This is a genomic window from Vibrio sp. Isolate25, from assembly GCF_022398025.1.
In the GTDB taxonomy this organism is placed as follows: Bacteria; Pseudomonadota; Gammaproteobacteria; order Enterobacterales; family Vibrionaceae; genus Vibrio; species Vibrio coralliilyticus_A.
Genome location: NZ_JAKEUT010000002.1, coordinates 58,490 through 72,545, shown reverse-complemented (window position 1 = coordinate 72,545; position 14,056 = coordinate 58,490). Strand labels below are relative to the sequence as shown.

Annotated in this window: 12 protein-coding genes; 4 read left to right on the top strand and 8 right to left on the bottom strand. The window is 45.2% G+C overall.

Features of this window, described 5'->3' with window-relative positions:
• Nucleotides 1-29: 29 nt before the first annotated feature.
• The gene (brnQ, locus tag L1D15_RS07060) at nt 30-1,343 is read right to left on the bottom strand and encodes a branched-chain amino acid transport system II carrier protein (RefSeq protein ID WP_239875167.1); all 1,314 of its coding nucleotides are present in this window, start codon (nt 1,341-1,343) and stop codon (nt 30-32) included.
• A 304-nt stretch (nt 1,344-1,647) separates the two neighbouring features.
• Between brnQ and L1D15_RS07055 the strand changes: the two genes are divergently transcribed.
• Together L1D15_RS07055 and srmB are read left to right on the top strand one after the other, a co-directional pair.
• Entirely contained in the window at nt 1,648-2,367 is a 720-nt protein-coding gene (locus L1D15_RS07055; RefSeq protein ID WP_239875166.1) for a methyltransferase, read from the top strand.
• A gap of 90 nt (nt 2,368-2,457) precedes the next feature.
• Nucleotides 2,458-3,690, top strand: a complete 1,233-nt coding sequence (gene srmB, locus L1D15_RS07050) for an ATP-dependent RNA helicase SrmB (RefSeq protein WP_239875165.1) — start codon at nt 2,458-2,460, stop codon at nt 3,688-3,690.
• A gap of 207 nt (nt 3,691-3,897) precedes the next feature.
• Here srmB and prfC read toward each other — a convergent pair whose 3' ends face one another.
• The gene (prfC, locus tag L1D15_RS07045; RefSeq protein WP_239875164.1) at nt 3,898-5,487 is read right to left on the bottom strand and encodes a peptide chain release factor 3; all 1,590 of its coding nucleotides are present in this window, start codon (nt 5,485-5,487) and stop codon (nt 3,898-3,900) included.
• A gap of 220 nt (nt 5,488-5,707) precedes the next feature.
• Between prfC and L1D15_RS07040 the strand changes: the two genes are divergently transcribed.
• Nucleotides 5,708-7,759 (top strand): EAL domain-containing protein, encoded by a 2,052-nt coding sequence (locus L1D15_RS07040; protein ID WP_239875163.1) that lies wholly within the window; start codon nt 5,708-5,710, stop codon nt 7,757-7,759.
• 1 nt (nt 7,760) lies between these two features.
• On the opposite strand, the gene rimI is transcribed toward L1D15_RS07040, so the two are convergent.
• The 6 genes from rimI to rlmE all read right to left on the bottom strand — a co-directional run bounded on the left by rimI (nt 7,761) and on the right by rlmE (nt 13,634).
• The gene (gene rimI, locus L1D15_RS07035) at nt 7,761-8,201 is read right to left on the bottom strand and encodes a ribosomal protein S18-alanine N-acetyltransferase (RefSeq protein WP_239875162.1); all 441 of its coding nucleotides are present in this window, start codon (nt 8,199-8,201) and stop codon (nt 7,761-7,763) included.
• Nucleotide 8,202: 1 nt separating this feature from the next.
• A complete protein-coding gene (locus L1D15_RS07030; protein ID WP_239875161.1) occupies nt 8,203-8,601 on the bottom strand; it encodes a DNA polymerase III subunit psi in 399 nt (132 codons plus the stop codon).
• An 85-nt stretch (nt 8,602-8,686) separates the two neighbouring features.
• Nucleotides 8,687-10,027 carry a phosphoglucosamine mutase gene (glmM, locus tag L1D15_RS07025; RefSeq protein ID WP_239875160.1) on the bottom strand — a complete coding sequence of 447 codons (1,341 nt, stop codon included), beginning with the start codon at nt 10,025-10,027 and terminating at the stop codon, nt 8,687-8,689.
• A 26-nt stretch (nt 10,028-10,053) separates the two neighbouring features.
• Nucleotides 10,054-10,884 (bottom strand): dihydropteroate synthase, encoded by an 831-nt coding sequence (folP, locus tag L1D15_RS07020; protein ID WP_239875429.1) that lies wholly within the window; start codon nt 10,882-10,884, stop codon nt 10,054-10,056.
• Between the two features lie 48 nt (nt 10,885-10,932).
• The gene (gene ftsH, locus L1D15_RS07015; RefSeq protein ID WP_239875159.1) at nt 10,933-12,897 is read right to left on the bottom strand and encodes an ATP-dependent zinc metalloprotease FtsH; all 1,965 of its coding nucleotides are present in this window, start codon (nt 12,895-12,897) and stop codon (nt 10,933-10,935) included.
• Nucleotides 12,898-13,004: 107 nt separating this feature from the next.
• Nucleotides 13,005-13,634: a 23S rRNA (uridine(2552)-2'-O)-methyltransferase RlmE gene (gene rlmE / locus L1D15_RS07010; protein ID WP_239837768.1), complete on the bottom strand. Its 630-nt coding sequence runs from the start codon at nt 13,632-13,634 to the stop codon at nt 13,005-13,007.
• 113 nt (nt 13,635-13,747) lie between these two features.
• On the opposite strand from rlmE, the gene yhbY reads away from it, so the two are divergent.
• Nucleotides 13,748-14,044 (top strand): ribosome assembly RNA-binding protein YhbY, encoded by a 297-nt coding sequence (gene yhbY / locus L1D15_RS07005; protein WP_239837769.1) that lies wholly within the window; start codon nt 13,748-13,750, stop codon nt 14,042-14,044.
• Nucleotides 14,045-14,056 lie beyond the last annotated feature (12 nt).

Below are 14,056 nucleotides of genomic sequence, written 5' to 3'. Positions count from 1 at the left end.
GGGGATTTTTATCTATTGATCATTTCAGCTTAAGACACTTCTTCCGCTAGTTCTGGTTGAGCTGATTTTCCAATGAAGAACATGCAGATCATGGCAGCAATGGTTGGCAGCAACCAACCCATGCCAATATCGAACAGCGGTAACATACTTAGCGCAGACACATCCACACCCGCGACTTTTGCTGCATCAATCAGAGCAAACAGCAATGACACAAGGATAACGACACGGTAAGCCACTTGTGGGTTTGGTAGCATCTTGCGAATAAACGTCAGTGCGACCAAAGCGATAGCCACTGGGTATAGTGCAAATAGCACAGGAACAGACAAGGCAATCAGTTGGGAAAGACCAACATTGGCAACGACTGCACACGCCACACCGTTAACCACAACCCAAGTTTTGTAAGACACTGGAGTCAGCGAGCTAAAGTAATCAGAACACGCTGAGATAATACCGATAGCCGTGGTTAAACACGCAAGAAGCACAATCACTGACAATACAATTTGACCATACGGACCAAACAGAGATTGAACGTACACGCTAAGAATCACACCGCCATTGTCTGCACCAGCGGCCACAGCCGCACTGGTTGCACCTAGGTAGAATAAAGATACGTATACGAAAGCTAGACCCGCAGCAGCAACACATGCGGCTCTGATCAGGTATTTTGCAGTCGCCTTTTGATCAGAAATACCTTTTTGACGAAGTGCATCGACGATAAGCCCACCAAACATCAGCGAGGCGAAGGTATCCATGGTGTTGTAACCTTCAAGGAAACCTTTTTGCAGTGGGTGCGTAAGGTATTCACCTTGCGCTGCGATCATTTCTCCTTGAGGGTCGATAAACACAGCGACAGCAAGCACAATCAGGCCTAGGAAAAGTACTGGTGTCAGTATTTTTCCGATCACATCAATCAGCTTGCCTTGAGACCAAGCAAAAGACATCGCAACCACAAAGAATAGGATGGAAAAAACCGTCAGATGAAGTTGTGCGGCATCAGCAAAAAATGGCTTCACCGCCATTTCATAAGCCACCAAGCCGGTACGTGGCGCCGCAAAAGCCGGCCCAATAATGATAAAGATCAGTACCGCAATCGTCATTGCTACACGCTTAGGTAAATCTTTGGTGAGATGATCCCAAGATCCCCCTGCAACGGCGATAGCAACGATCGTAATAAGAGGAAGACCTACCGCAGTGAGAAGAAAACCAGTCATCGCAGGAACAAGGTTTTCACCTGCAAGTTGTCCTGCCAGTGGCGGGAAGATAATGTTACCCGCACCTAAGAAGAAGGCGAAAAGCATAAAGCCTACCGCGATAATATCTGTTAATTTTAAAGTCTGATTCACAAGAGACCCTTTAACTTTTTGATTGATGTTGTGCATGCTGAGTAGTCCGTGATGGCTACCCAATCTATAAATTTGGAGGCGAATAATGACGAAACACACACTCATCCGCAACCCTAGGGCCAAAAACGCCATATAAATTTATACTTTCAACTCACAACCAGTTATATCGACCATTAAAATAAGAAATATTAGTTTAATATATGGATCAATAAATAAAACAAATGCAACAATAATAGAACAAAAGACCATACAAATATCCAACAATAGACTGAATCACTCAATTGTTCACCACGCACAGAATAAAATGAAAAACACAAAAACCAAGACGAAAGACTTTTCATTCAAGCAGTTTAAAATTTCTGGTGGTTACTCAGGCATGCCAGTCAGCACTGATGGCGTGTTACTCGGAGCTTGGTGCGATATTAAACAGGCGAATACCATTTTAGATATTGGAACAGGCACAGGCTTACTAGCCTTAATGTGCGCGCAAAGAAATATATCCGCTACTATTGATGCTATCGATATTGACCAACATGCCTTACAAGCTGCTGAAGACAATTTCACCGCCTCTCCTTGGCGAACTCGCTTAACACTATTATCTGGTGACGTACTCCATTTTCCATTTGAAAAACCGTATGACGCTATTGTCTGTAACCCACCCTATTTTAACTCCGGAGAGCACGCCCAAACCCAACACCGCGCCACGGCAAGGCACACCTTAACCTTGAGCCACGAAGCGTTACTTCAGCAATGCCAAAAGTTACTGAACGCTGACGGCCGAGCTTGGTTTGTACTTCCTGAAACGGAAGGGAGGCTTTTTATCTCCTTAGCGGAAACACTTGGTTGGCACCTAGCTAGTTTATGTGAGGTACACACTACAGAGAAGAAGCCAGTGAGCCGGTTGCTGATTGAGCTTAGCCAACACCCATCAAGTACGAAGGTAGAAACGCTGATAATTCAAGATGATAATGGCTACAGCGACAAGTTTATCGCATTGACGAAGGCGTTTTATTTGAAGATGTAGAAATTAAGGTGTGATCCTTATCACCGAACCCTCTATAATACGTTCCCTTAAATTTATCGTTCTCACTTACCAGCTTGTGGAGACACCAGAGTGATCAGAAATTTTGCTGAACTAGAGCTAGATAACAACCTGCTCGTTGCAATCGAAGAAATGGGTTATACCCGCCCAACCCAGATCCAGGCTGAAGCCATTCCACAAGCTTTGGACGGCAGAGACATTCTCGCTTCGGCGCCGACTGGCACAGGTAAAACGGCCGCTTTTGTCTTGCCCGCTTTGCAATATTTGCAAGACTTCCCTCGTCGTAAGCCGGGGCCTGCTCGTGTGCTGATCCTGACTCCGACTCGCGAATTGGCTATGCAAGTCGCTGACCAAGCTCGTGAGCTCGCCAAACATACCAGCCTAAACATTTTCACCATCACAGGTGGAGTACAGTATCAGGAACACGCTGATATTCTCTCCAAAACCCAAGATATCGTGGTTGCGACCCCAGGACGCTTGATGGAATACATCGAAGCTGAACGTTTCGACTGCCGAGCAATCGAATGGTTGATCCTCGATGAAGCGGATCGCATGCTCGACATGGGCTTTGGCCCGACCGTTGATCGTCTTTCTTCTGAATGTCGCTGGCGAAAACAAACCTTACTTTTCTCTGCGACACTTGAAGGGAAAGGCGTAGAAGGTTTTACCGCTGATCTACTCAAAGAGCCCGCAGAGATCGATGCCGAACCTTCTCGTCGCGAGCGTAAAAAGATTGCTCAGTGGTATCACCGTGCCGATGATATGGCGCATAAGCTGGAACTACTGAAAAAAATCATCAATGACCAAGCAGAGCGTTCTATTGTCTTCCTTAAAACTCGGGAACGATTAGCCGAGCTACGCGTAGAATTGGAAAAAGCCCAAATTCCATGTGCCTGGATTCAAGGTGAAATGCCACAGGATCGTCGTAACAACGCCATTGCACGATTCCGCGATGGCTCAGTCAATGTGCTTCTTGCCACTGATGTTGCGGCGCGAGGCATTGATCTGCCAGATGTCAGCCATGTTATCAACTACGACATGCCACGAAGCGCAGATGTTTATCTTCACCGCATCGGCAGAACTGCTCGTGCTGGTAAGAAAGGTAATGCGATCTCACTCGTCGAGGCCCACGATCAACCCATGATGGATCGCGTGGCTCGCTACGTAAAAGAAGAGATCAAAGAGCGCTTCATTAAAGAGCTTCGCCCTAAGCACAAGAAACCTACATTCAAGAAAAAGAAAAAAGACGACAAGAAAGCGTCCACCGCGAAAGGCAAAAAGAAAGTCGCAAAGAAGAAAAAGTAGCGACAAGCTAACAACACTAAAGGGTTGATGTGAGAGCATCAGCCCTTTTTATTTTCGATCGGCTAAAAGCGCATCCTCATTGCTAAAAACAAAAATACCGCCTTTATACAGAGGCGGTATTGAGTTATCAGATCTGCCAAGTCCTTTGGCGCTAGCTAAGATGAGGTTACGCAGTCAACACCGCTATCACGTCAAAGGTGACGAAGATCAGTGTTCGCGAGTCGCTCGGAACTCAACATCTGGGAAACGCTCTTTCGCCAGATTTAAGTTGACCATTGTTGGCGCGATGTACGTCAGGTTATCGCCCCCATCCAGTGCTAGATTGGCTTGGTTCTTACGCTGGAACTCATCTAACTTCTTGCCATCTTCACACTCGACCCAACGCGCAGTTGCAACGTTAACGCTCTCATAAATTGCTTCAACGTTATACTCCGCTTTTAAACGCGCAACAACGACGTCAAACTGAAGCACACCGACCGCACCTACGATAAGATCATTATTTTGTAGCGGACGGAACACTTGCACCGCCCCCTCTTCAGATAACTGTACCAAACCTTTTAGCAACTGCTTTTGCTTCAATGGATCTCTTAGACGAATACGACGGAATAGCTCGGGAGCAAAGTTAGGAATGCCGGAGAATTTGAGCGCTTCACCTTGAGTGAAAGTATCGCCAATCTGGATGGTACCGTGGTTATGCAGACCAATAATATCACCCGCATAAGCATTTTCAGCACGAGAGCGATCACCGGCCATAAAGGTAACCGCATCAGAAATATTGATTTGCTTACCAAGGCGCACATGATTCATCTTCATACCCTGTGTATAGGTACCAGAAACAATACGCATGAAAGCAATACGGTCACGGTGTTTTGGATCCATGTTGGCCTGAATCTTAAATACAAAGCCAGAGAATTTTTCTTCATTCGCTTCGACTTGACGCTCATTCGCCTGGCGAGGCATCGGCGCTGGCGCCCACTCCGTCAAGCCATCCAGCATATGGTCAACCCCAAAGTTACCCAGTGCCGTACCAAAGTATACCGGCGTAAGCTCACCCGCAAGGAACAACTCCTGATCAAACTCAGGGCATGCACCAATCACAAGCTCAAGCTCTTCACGTAGCTGTTCCGCTAACTCAGCACCGACCGCCTCATCAAGTTCAGGGTTATCTAAGCCTTTTACAACCAGTTTCTCCTGAATGGTGTGGCCTTGGCCTGTCGAGTAGAGAATCGTTTCATCACGATGAATGTGGTACACACCTTTAAACTCTTTACCACAACCAATAGGCCAAGTAATCGGTGCACAGGAAATATTTAACTCACTTTCGACTTCGTCCAGTAGCTCCATGGGATCACGGATATCACGGTCAAGTTTGTTCATGAACGTTACAATCGGTGTGTCACGCAGACGGGTCACTTCCATTAACTTGCGAGTACGATCCTCAACACCTTTCGCTGCGTCGATCACCATCAAGCAGGAGTCAACCGCCGTTAAAGTACGGTAAGTATCTTCTGAGAAATCCTCGTGTCCCGGTGTATCCAATAGATTGACTAGGCATTCGTTGTATGGGAACTGCATCACTGAGGTGGTGACCGAGATACCACGCTCTTTTTCCATTTCCATCCAATCAGATTTCGCGTGCTGAGCAGAGCCACGGCCTTTTACTGTACCTGCCGTTTGAATTGCGCGTCCGAAAAGTAATACTTTTTCAGTGATGGTGGTCTTACCCGCATCCGGGTGCGAGATGATAGCGAACGTTCTGCGCTTGGAAACTTCGCCGGTAAATGCTGTATTTGACATCAAAAGATCTTCTTCATCTGAACGCCAGTGTATCGTCAAGATAACCATGACTGATAAGCTGGCAGATTGATTCGGTTTTGCGCGGTATTCTCGCTTATATTGCCTTTAGGAGCAACAAAGGCGAATAAAAGCCTAACAATTCACATCTAAGTAAGATACAAATTAAAATATCAATAAATTTAGGCTATAACTAAAGGAGTAGAGGGAACTATATAAAATTATGCCTACGAGCAAGAAAATAAACTCATTAGCATTCCGGCAAGCGAAAACGGTTTTTTTAGTATCCGTGATATTAGGGATCATTTTCAGCTTATATCAAATTTTGGTGGACCTTCATCAGGAACAAAAGCGGATTGAAGCACACTACCAATTTAAGCTATTACAGAATTATTCCAATGCCAGCCAAGCTGCATATCACTTAAATCAGCTTTTAGCCGAACAAGTAGCATCGAGCTTGATGATGGACAGTGCTATCTATAAAGTCTCCATTGTTGATGACTTTGGCGACACTTTGACCGAACGGGAAAGGGGAGTATCGCTTGAAAACTCATTTACCGAAGCGCTTTCTCATTATTTGACACCAACAACCCCCGTTTACAAAACTGAGCTACACCAGCCAAATTCCCACGTGGTGGTCGGCACATTGAGTTTCTCTGTGAATGGCGCCAATATTGCAAAAGACTTTATTGCCAAAACCAGCCAAATTCTTCTCTTTGACTTATTCAGGAACATTCTGCTAACAACCATTTTGCTGCTGTTCTTCTACCAGAAGCTTTCCAAACCTCTGGTCACCTTGATCGATTGGGTACGCTCACTTCAAGACAAAAACGCAGAAGTTCCCATGCCGAATTTGTATCGTGATGATGAACTCGGACACTTGGCGAAAACGTTCCACAATCTGTGGAAAGACAGAGAAGCGGCAGAAGCTAAGCTGAACCAATTGGCTTATTATGATTCGTTAACTGGGTTGGCCAACCGGAGTTTATTGCTACAAATGCTGGAAGAAGCGATCGAACATGCCAAGCAAACAAATACTTCCGGTGTCTTGTTTTATCTTGATTTAGACCGCTTTAAAACCATTAATGATTCGTTAGGCCACACTATCGGTGACCACCTTATCAAAGCGATCTCAAAACGTATCGAAGCTTGGCTAATTGATGACTATACCGCAGCTCGTATCGGAGGCGATGAGTTTGCTATTCTCATGCCCTCAATTCACCCAGATAAAGCGCATGAAACAGCTCAACAGCTGCTGGCATTGATTTCTAATCCCTATTCCATTGACGATCACCTGCTCTATTGCACAACCAGTGTCGGTATTTCTGTATTTCCTTCTGTCAGCACCACCAACATTGATGTGCTACGTCAGGCTGATACCGCGTTATACCGAGCCAAAGTTGCCGGAAGAAACAAGTACATGTTTTATGAGCCAGAGATGCAGGCTCAGGTGGAATCTTTCTTAGAAATAGAAAAAGGTCTCCATGAAGCGCTTAACAAAGGTCAGTTAGAGCTTTACTACCAGCCTCAGGTGAATGGCGAACAACAAATCGTTGGGGTCGAAGCGTTGATCCGTTGGAACCACCCAGAGAAAGGCGTATTGCCTCCTGGGGTATTTATGCCAATCGCTGAAGAAACTGGACAGATCTTACAAATCGGTAACTGGATTATTGAACAAGCGTGTTATCAATACTCACGCTGGCGTAAACAAGGAGTCCTGCCAGAGACTTTCCGTCGTCTTGCTATCAATATCAGCCCACTGCAATTCTCGCAGAACAGTTTTGTCGAACACATACATGATGTGCTTGCCCAAGCCGATATTGATGGAGAACATATAGAACTGGAAATTACCGAGAACCTTTTGCTTGAAAACGTCGAAAGTGCGATTCAGAAGATGAGTAAGCTTAAGCAACACAATCTCAAAATTTCCATCGACGACTTCGGTACGGGCTACTCTTCATTGAGATACCTAAAGCATCTTGCAGTTGATGTACTAAAAATAGATCGCTCATTTGTTACTCAGTTGCACATGGATGAAAGTGATCAAGCTATTGTCGACACCATCATCATGACAGCGCAGAGACTCAACCTTGAAGTCATAGCAGAAGGGGTTGAGGATGCCGACGAGCTGAATACCCTCAAACAACTCGGTTGTGATCAATTCCAAGGGTACTTATTCGACAAGCCTCTTCCTGCCTCAGAGTTGATTTCACGATTTGAAGCAAACTTCTATCCGGTTGAAGGCTCTCCAACCATCAAAGCGGTACAGAAATAATCTAAAAGAAGATGTAGCTCATTATAATGGCATCTTCTTTTCCGGTCGCCGTTGGGTAGTAATTAACGCGGCGATCAACCTCATTAAAACCTACCGCCTCGTACAAATTAGCCGCGCGTGTATTGCTTTCCCTTACTTCTAACCAAGCGCTTTCAGCATTGAGCTGTTCACACATAGTTAGGAAAGACTCGATAAGTTGTTTACCGTAGCCTTTTCCTTGTTGAGTAGGATCGACAGCAATGTTGAGAAGCGTAACCTCACCAACAATGTTCTGAGCATAAAAATAGCCAACAACCGTATTGTCATCCAATAGCACATGATGACACGCTCCTCTGCTTGTCACATCGCGAATCATCGCTTCTGACCAAGGGTGACTATGTGCTTGGGTTTCTATTGAGTACACCGAATCGAGGTGAGCCTCAGCTAAAGGAAGTAGGGTCATATTATTTTAAAGCTTGAATTTGTTGCCAGAGCACGCGCTTATGTTGCTGATTGCCATCAATTTCATTTAGGCATGGAGATCGTAGCGTCCTCCGCCCCAACTCCAACTGAGCTTCACAACCAGCAAACCAGATCCAATCGACCTGAGAATTCTCCAGTAAAGCCAGATGCTCTGGGGCTAAATAGCGAGATTGCTCTAACGTCAAATTGATGGTTTTTAAAATATTCTCAAACAAGGTTACGGTAGAGCCTAACGGCTGTTGAGGTGATACTAAGAGCATTTTGCAATCATCAGGTAAAGCAATACCTTCAACACTGTAGCCTTGCAATCTTTCCGGGTGAGCCAGTTGATAGGCTTGAATCCCCATTTCGTGTAAGTATGTAAGCTCTCGAGTCGTCATAATTGGCAAATCGCTAGAATAAAAAACGGTGCAATGCTATCACAAGCAGGCACCGCTATTATACGACTAAACGAAATGAAAAGCCTTAGAAGCTAGCTTTCACCGCATCTGCAATTTTTAGTGCTGATGATTTCACTAATTCAGCGTCTTCACCTTCCACCATGACTCGGATAAGCGGCTCAGTGCCTGATTTACGTAACAGCACTCGACCTTTATCACCGAGCTCTGTTTCAACTTCAACAACAGACGCTTTCACCGCTTCCGCTTCGAGAGGATTAGAATCACCAGAAAAACGGACATTTTCCAGTACTTGAGGGTATAAGGTCATACCTTGAGAAAGTTCATGCAGGGACATGTCACTACCAACAACTGAAGCAAGCACTTGCAACGCAGCGACAATAGCATCTCCCGTTGTCACTTTATCAAGTAAAATCACGTGGCCTGAATTTTCCGCCCCGATCTTCCAGCCTTTCTCAAGCAATTGCTCCATAACATAGCGGTCACCGACTGCAGCACGAACAAAGGGAATACCCAATTGTTTGAGGCCATTTTCCATGCCTAGGTTTGTCATCAGAGTCCCGACAACCCCGCCTTTTAATTCTCCACGGCGCAGCGCATCACGAGCGATAATATAGGCAATCTGGTCACCGTCTACCTTATTACCTAGATGATCAACCATAATGATGCGATCACCATCGCCATCGAATGCTAAGCCTAGGTGTGCCTGTTCTTCCACAACTCTTTTCTGTAAAGCTTTAACGTCCGTTGCACCGACTTCGTGGTTAATATTCGTACCATCAGGCTCAATGCCCATGGCAATAACATCAGCGCCTAACTCACTAAAGACGGCTGGTGCAATATGGTAAGTTGCGCCATGCGCACAATCCACTACAATTTTTAACCCAGCAAGGCTCAACTCAGAAGGATAAGTGCTTTTACAGAATTCGATATAACGCCCGGCCGCGTCATTCAAACGGCTTGCTTTGCCCAGCAAAGATGACTCAACACATTCAATATCTTTGTCCAGCTCAGCTTCAATCGCCAACTCAATATCATCAGGTAGCTTAGTCCCTTCCGAAGAGAAGAATTTAATACCATTATCATAATAAGGGTTATGAGAAGCCGAAATCACAATACCCGCTTCAGCACGAAATGTTTGAGTTAGGTAAGCAACTGCTGGGGTTGGCATTGGCCCTGTAAACGTGGCCTTTAGGCCTGCAGCCGCGAGGCCTGCTTCAAGTGCCGATTCCAGCATATAACCTGAAATACGCGTATCTTTACCAATAATGACTTTCTTTGTGCCCTGCTTTGCTAGAACACGCCCCGCAGCCCAACCAAGTTTAAGGACAAAATCAGGGGTAATGGGATACTGACCCACTTTTCCACGTACACCATCAGTCCCAAAATATCGTCTTTTATCAGACATATTTATTCCTTTTTATCATCTTTTTCTCAGTGGTTTTTTCGTACCATTGAGACTATTTTCATCGCATCAAGCGTTTGTTCAAAATCGTGAACTCGGATGATTTGAGCCCCTTTCATCGCCGCGATTGTAGCGCATGCTACGCTAGCTGACACGCACTCCGTGGGTGCTTTGTCGAGCAGCTTGAAGATCATAGATTTTCTCGACATTCCCGCTAGTATTGGCAAGCCAAATTGATGAAGTTCTTCTAGATGAGACAGCATCTGATAGTTGTGCTCTAGTGTTTTTCCAAAACCAAACCCGGGATCGAGTATGAGCTGTTCTCGTGCGATACCTACCTCTTCACACGCCTTAATACGCTCGTGAAGAAACTTTTCCACTTCTTTGAGCAGATCATCATAATGTGGATTGGCTTGCATAGTGCGAGGTTGGCCTTGCATATGCATGAGACAAACCGGTAATCCAGTCGCGGCTGCAACTTCAAGCGCATTAGGTTCTTGAAGTGCTCGCACATCGTTAATGATGTCAGCTCCGGCTTCAGCCGCTTGCCTCATCACTTCTGCTTTGCTGGTATCAATTGAGATCCACACATCAGAAAATGTACGAATCGCTTTAATCACAGGAATAGTTCGCTGTAATTCTTCTTCTAAATCAACATCAGGAGCTCCTGGACGAGTCGACTCGCCACCGATATCAATAATGGTGATGCCGGCATCAATCATACGTTGAGCTTGATTAAGTGCATCCTCTAATGCTTGAAACTGACCACCATCAGAAAAAGAATCCGGCGTTACGTTTAATATCCCCATCACTTGGGGTTCAGATAAATCGAGAGTTTTATTGTTTGCTTTTAATATCATAAACACAAAAACCCCGAGTTTCCTCGGGGTTTCTCTTAATCAAATACACTATTCTGAGTCTTTCTTCTCAGTCGCTTCTGCTGAAGTGTTCTCTTGTGAAGCAGTTGGCTCTTCGTCTTTTGCTTCACTTGTTGACTCTTTCTCTTCTACCTTATTCTCAGGCTTGGATTCTGGCTTATTGCCACTATTATCACTCCAACCTGCAGGCTCACGAATTTCAGCTTTACGCTCCATCAGATCATCAATTTGACCCGCATCGATGGTTTCGTATTTCATTAATGCATCCTTCATTGCATGCATAATGTCCATGTTTTCTTCAAGAATTTTCTTAGCACGTTCGTAGTTGCGATCAATGATACTACGCACTTCGTCATCAATAAGCTTAGCTGTATCATCTGACATGTGCTTCGTTTGCGTTACGCTGCGACCAAGAAAAACTTCGCCTTCATCCTCTGCGTAAAGTAGCGGACCTAACTTTTCGGAGAAGCCCCATTGAGTCACCATCTTACGCGCAATATCGGTTGCACGTTCGATATCGTTAGAAGCACCAGTCGAAACTTTGTCCGCGCCGTAGATAAGTTCTTCAGCAAGACGGCCGCCGTATAGGCTGGAAACCATTGACTCTAAGTGCTGGCGAGACATGCTCACTCGATCTTGCTCAGGCAAGTACATCGTCACACCTAACGCACGACCACGTGGAATGATAGAAACCTTATAAACTGGATCATGTTCAGGAACCAAACGACCAACAATCGCGTGACCCGCCTCATGGTAAGCCGTAGACTCTTTCGTCTCTTCCGACATCACCATAGAACGGCGCTCAGCACCCATCATGATCTTGTCTTTGGCCAATTCAAACTCAACCATAGAAACGTTACGCTTGTTACCACGCGCTGCAAACAAGGCTGCTTCGTTAACTAGGTTAGCCAGATCAGCACCCGAGAAGCCTGGTGTACCACGAGCGATAAGAGATGGCTCTACATCACCAGCTAGTGGTACTTTACGCATGTGAACTTTAAGAATCTGTTCACGACCACGAACGTCTGGTAGACCAACAACCACTTGACGGTCAAAACGACCAGGACGAAGTAGAGCAGGGTCAAGAACGTCTGGACGGTTGGTTGCAGCGATAACAATAATACCTTCGTTACCTTCAAAACCATCCATTTCAACCAGCATTTGGTTTAGTGTTTGCTCACGTTCATCGTGACCGCCACCCACGCCGGCGCCACGCTGACGACCAACTGCATCAATCTCGTCAATAAAGATGATACAAGGTGCTGCTTTTTTCGCTTGTTCGAACATGTCACGTACACGAGATGCACCAACACCAACGAACATTTCCACAAAGTCAGAACCAGAAATGGTAAAGAATGGTACTTTCGCTTCACCGGCAATCGCTTTAGCCAAAAGCGTCTTACCTGTACCTGGAGGACCAACCATCAAAACACCAGTTGGGATCTTACCGCCCAACTTCTGGAAGCGGCTTGGATCACGCAGGTAATCTACCAGCTCTTTAACGTCTTCTTTCGCTTCATCACAACCAGCAACATCGCCGAATGTGGTTTTGATTTGCTCTTCGCTCATCATACGAGCTTTGCTCTTACCGAAAGACATGGCACCTTTACCGCCACCGCCTTGCATTTGACGCATGAAGAAAATCCATACACCAATCAGTAAAATCATTGGGAACCAAGAAATAAAGATCGTGCCAAGTAAGCTCTGCTCTTCTGGAGGAGTACCTTGCACTTTCACATTCTGGTTAATCAGGTCATCCAGCAATTTCTGGTCATAGACCGGCATGTAAGTAACATAACGCGAGCCACCGCCACGACGAGTGAAAGTGATTTCCTCGCCTTTAAATGTTGCTTCCTGAATCTGGCCTTGGCCAACTTCCTGTACAAACGTGGTGTAATCAACCGCTCTGCCGTTACTTTCCCCAGGGCCAAAGCTCTGGAAAACCGACATCAAGACTACGGCGATCACAAGCCACAGAATTAAATTTTTTGCCATGTCACTCAAGGTGTCAGCCTCGCGATAACTAATTGTAATTAAAGGTAGGGTACTACAGTTTGTTGACTGTAGCTACAGTGTTAACTGCTGCTCTGTAGAGCAAATAGTTAACCTTTGTAACCAGTGGCTACAATAAATACTTCTCGGGAGCGAGCCCTTGAAGAATCAGGTTTACGGATTTTCACGACTTTGAACATTTCACGAACGTCTTTAACGTATTGATCGAAACCTTCGCCCTGAAATACTTTCACAACAAAACTACCATTGGGCGCAAGAACTTGTCGACACATATCTAACGCTAATTCGACCAAATACATAGCTCGTGGCTGATCAACCGAATTATTCCCAGCAATGTTTGGCGCCATATCTGACATCACAACATTGACCATAGAAGGTTGGATTCTATCCAGTAACGCTTCTAATACAGCATCTTCACGGAAGTCTCCCTGTAAAAAGCTCACTCCAGCAATAGGATCCATTGGAAGTAAATCACACGCGATGATTTTACCTTCATCACCTACTATCTTAGCAGCATATTGAGACCAACCACCGGGAGCCGCACCTAAATCGACGACAGTCATCCCAGATTTGAGTATTTTGTCTTTGTTTTGAATCTCTTCCATCTTGAAATAGGCTCGTGAACGGTAGCCTTTTTTACGCGCTTCATTCGCGAATTTATCATCAAAATGTTCTTTCAACCAACGGCCAGAGCTTGCCGAATGTTTCTGTTTACTCATTCGATTCCTAACTAATAGAGGGACCAACTTACCCAATAAATTATAGTCTTCAAGGGTAGATGGCGTTAAAATGGTATTTTTCAACCCTTATAGTAAATAAAATTGGCCGCGTAATGAACCTAAGCACCAAACAAAAACAGCATCTAAAAGGCCTAGCGCACAGTCTAAAACCTGTTGTGCTTATGGGCGCGAATGGACTCACTGAGGCTGTTCTAGCGGAAATCGAAATTGCTCTTAATCACCATGAGTTGATTAAAGTAAAAGTAGCCTCTGAAGATCGCGAAACGAAAAACCTGATTATTGAAGCTATCGTTCGTGAAACTGGCGCAGAAAAAGTACAAGTCATCGGTAAGACACTGGTTCTGTATCGTCAGACTGAAGATCGTAAAATCGAATTACCACGTAAATAAAGTGGATTGAGA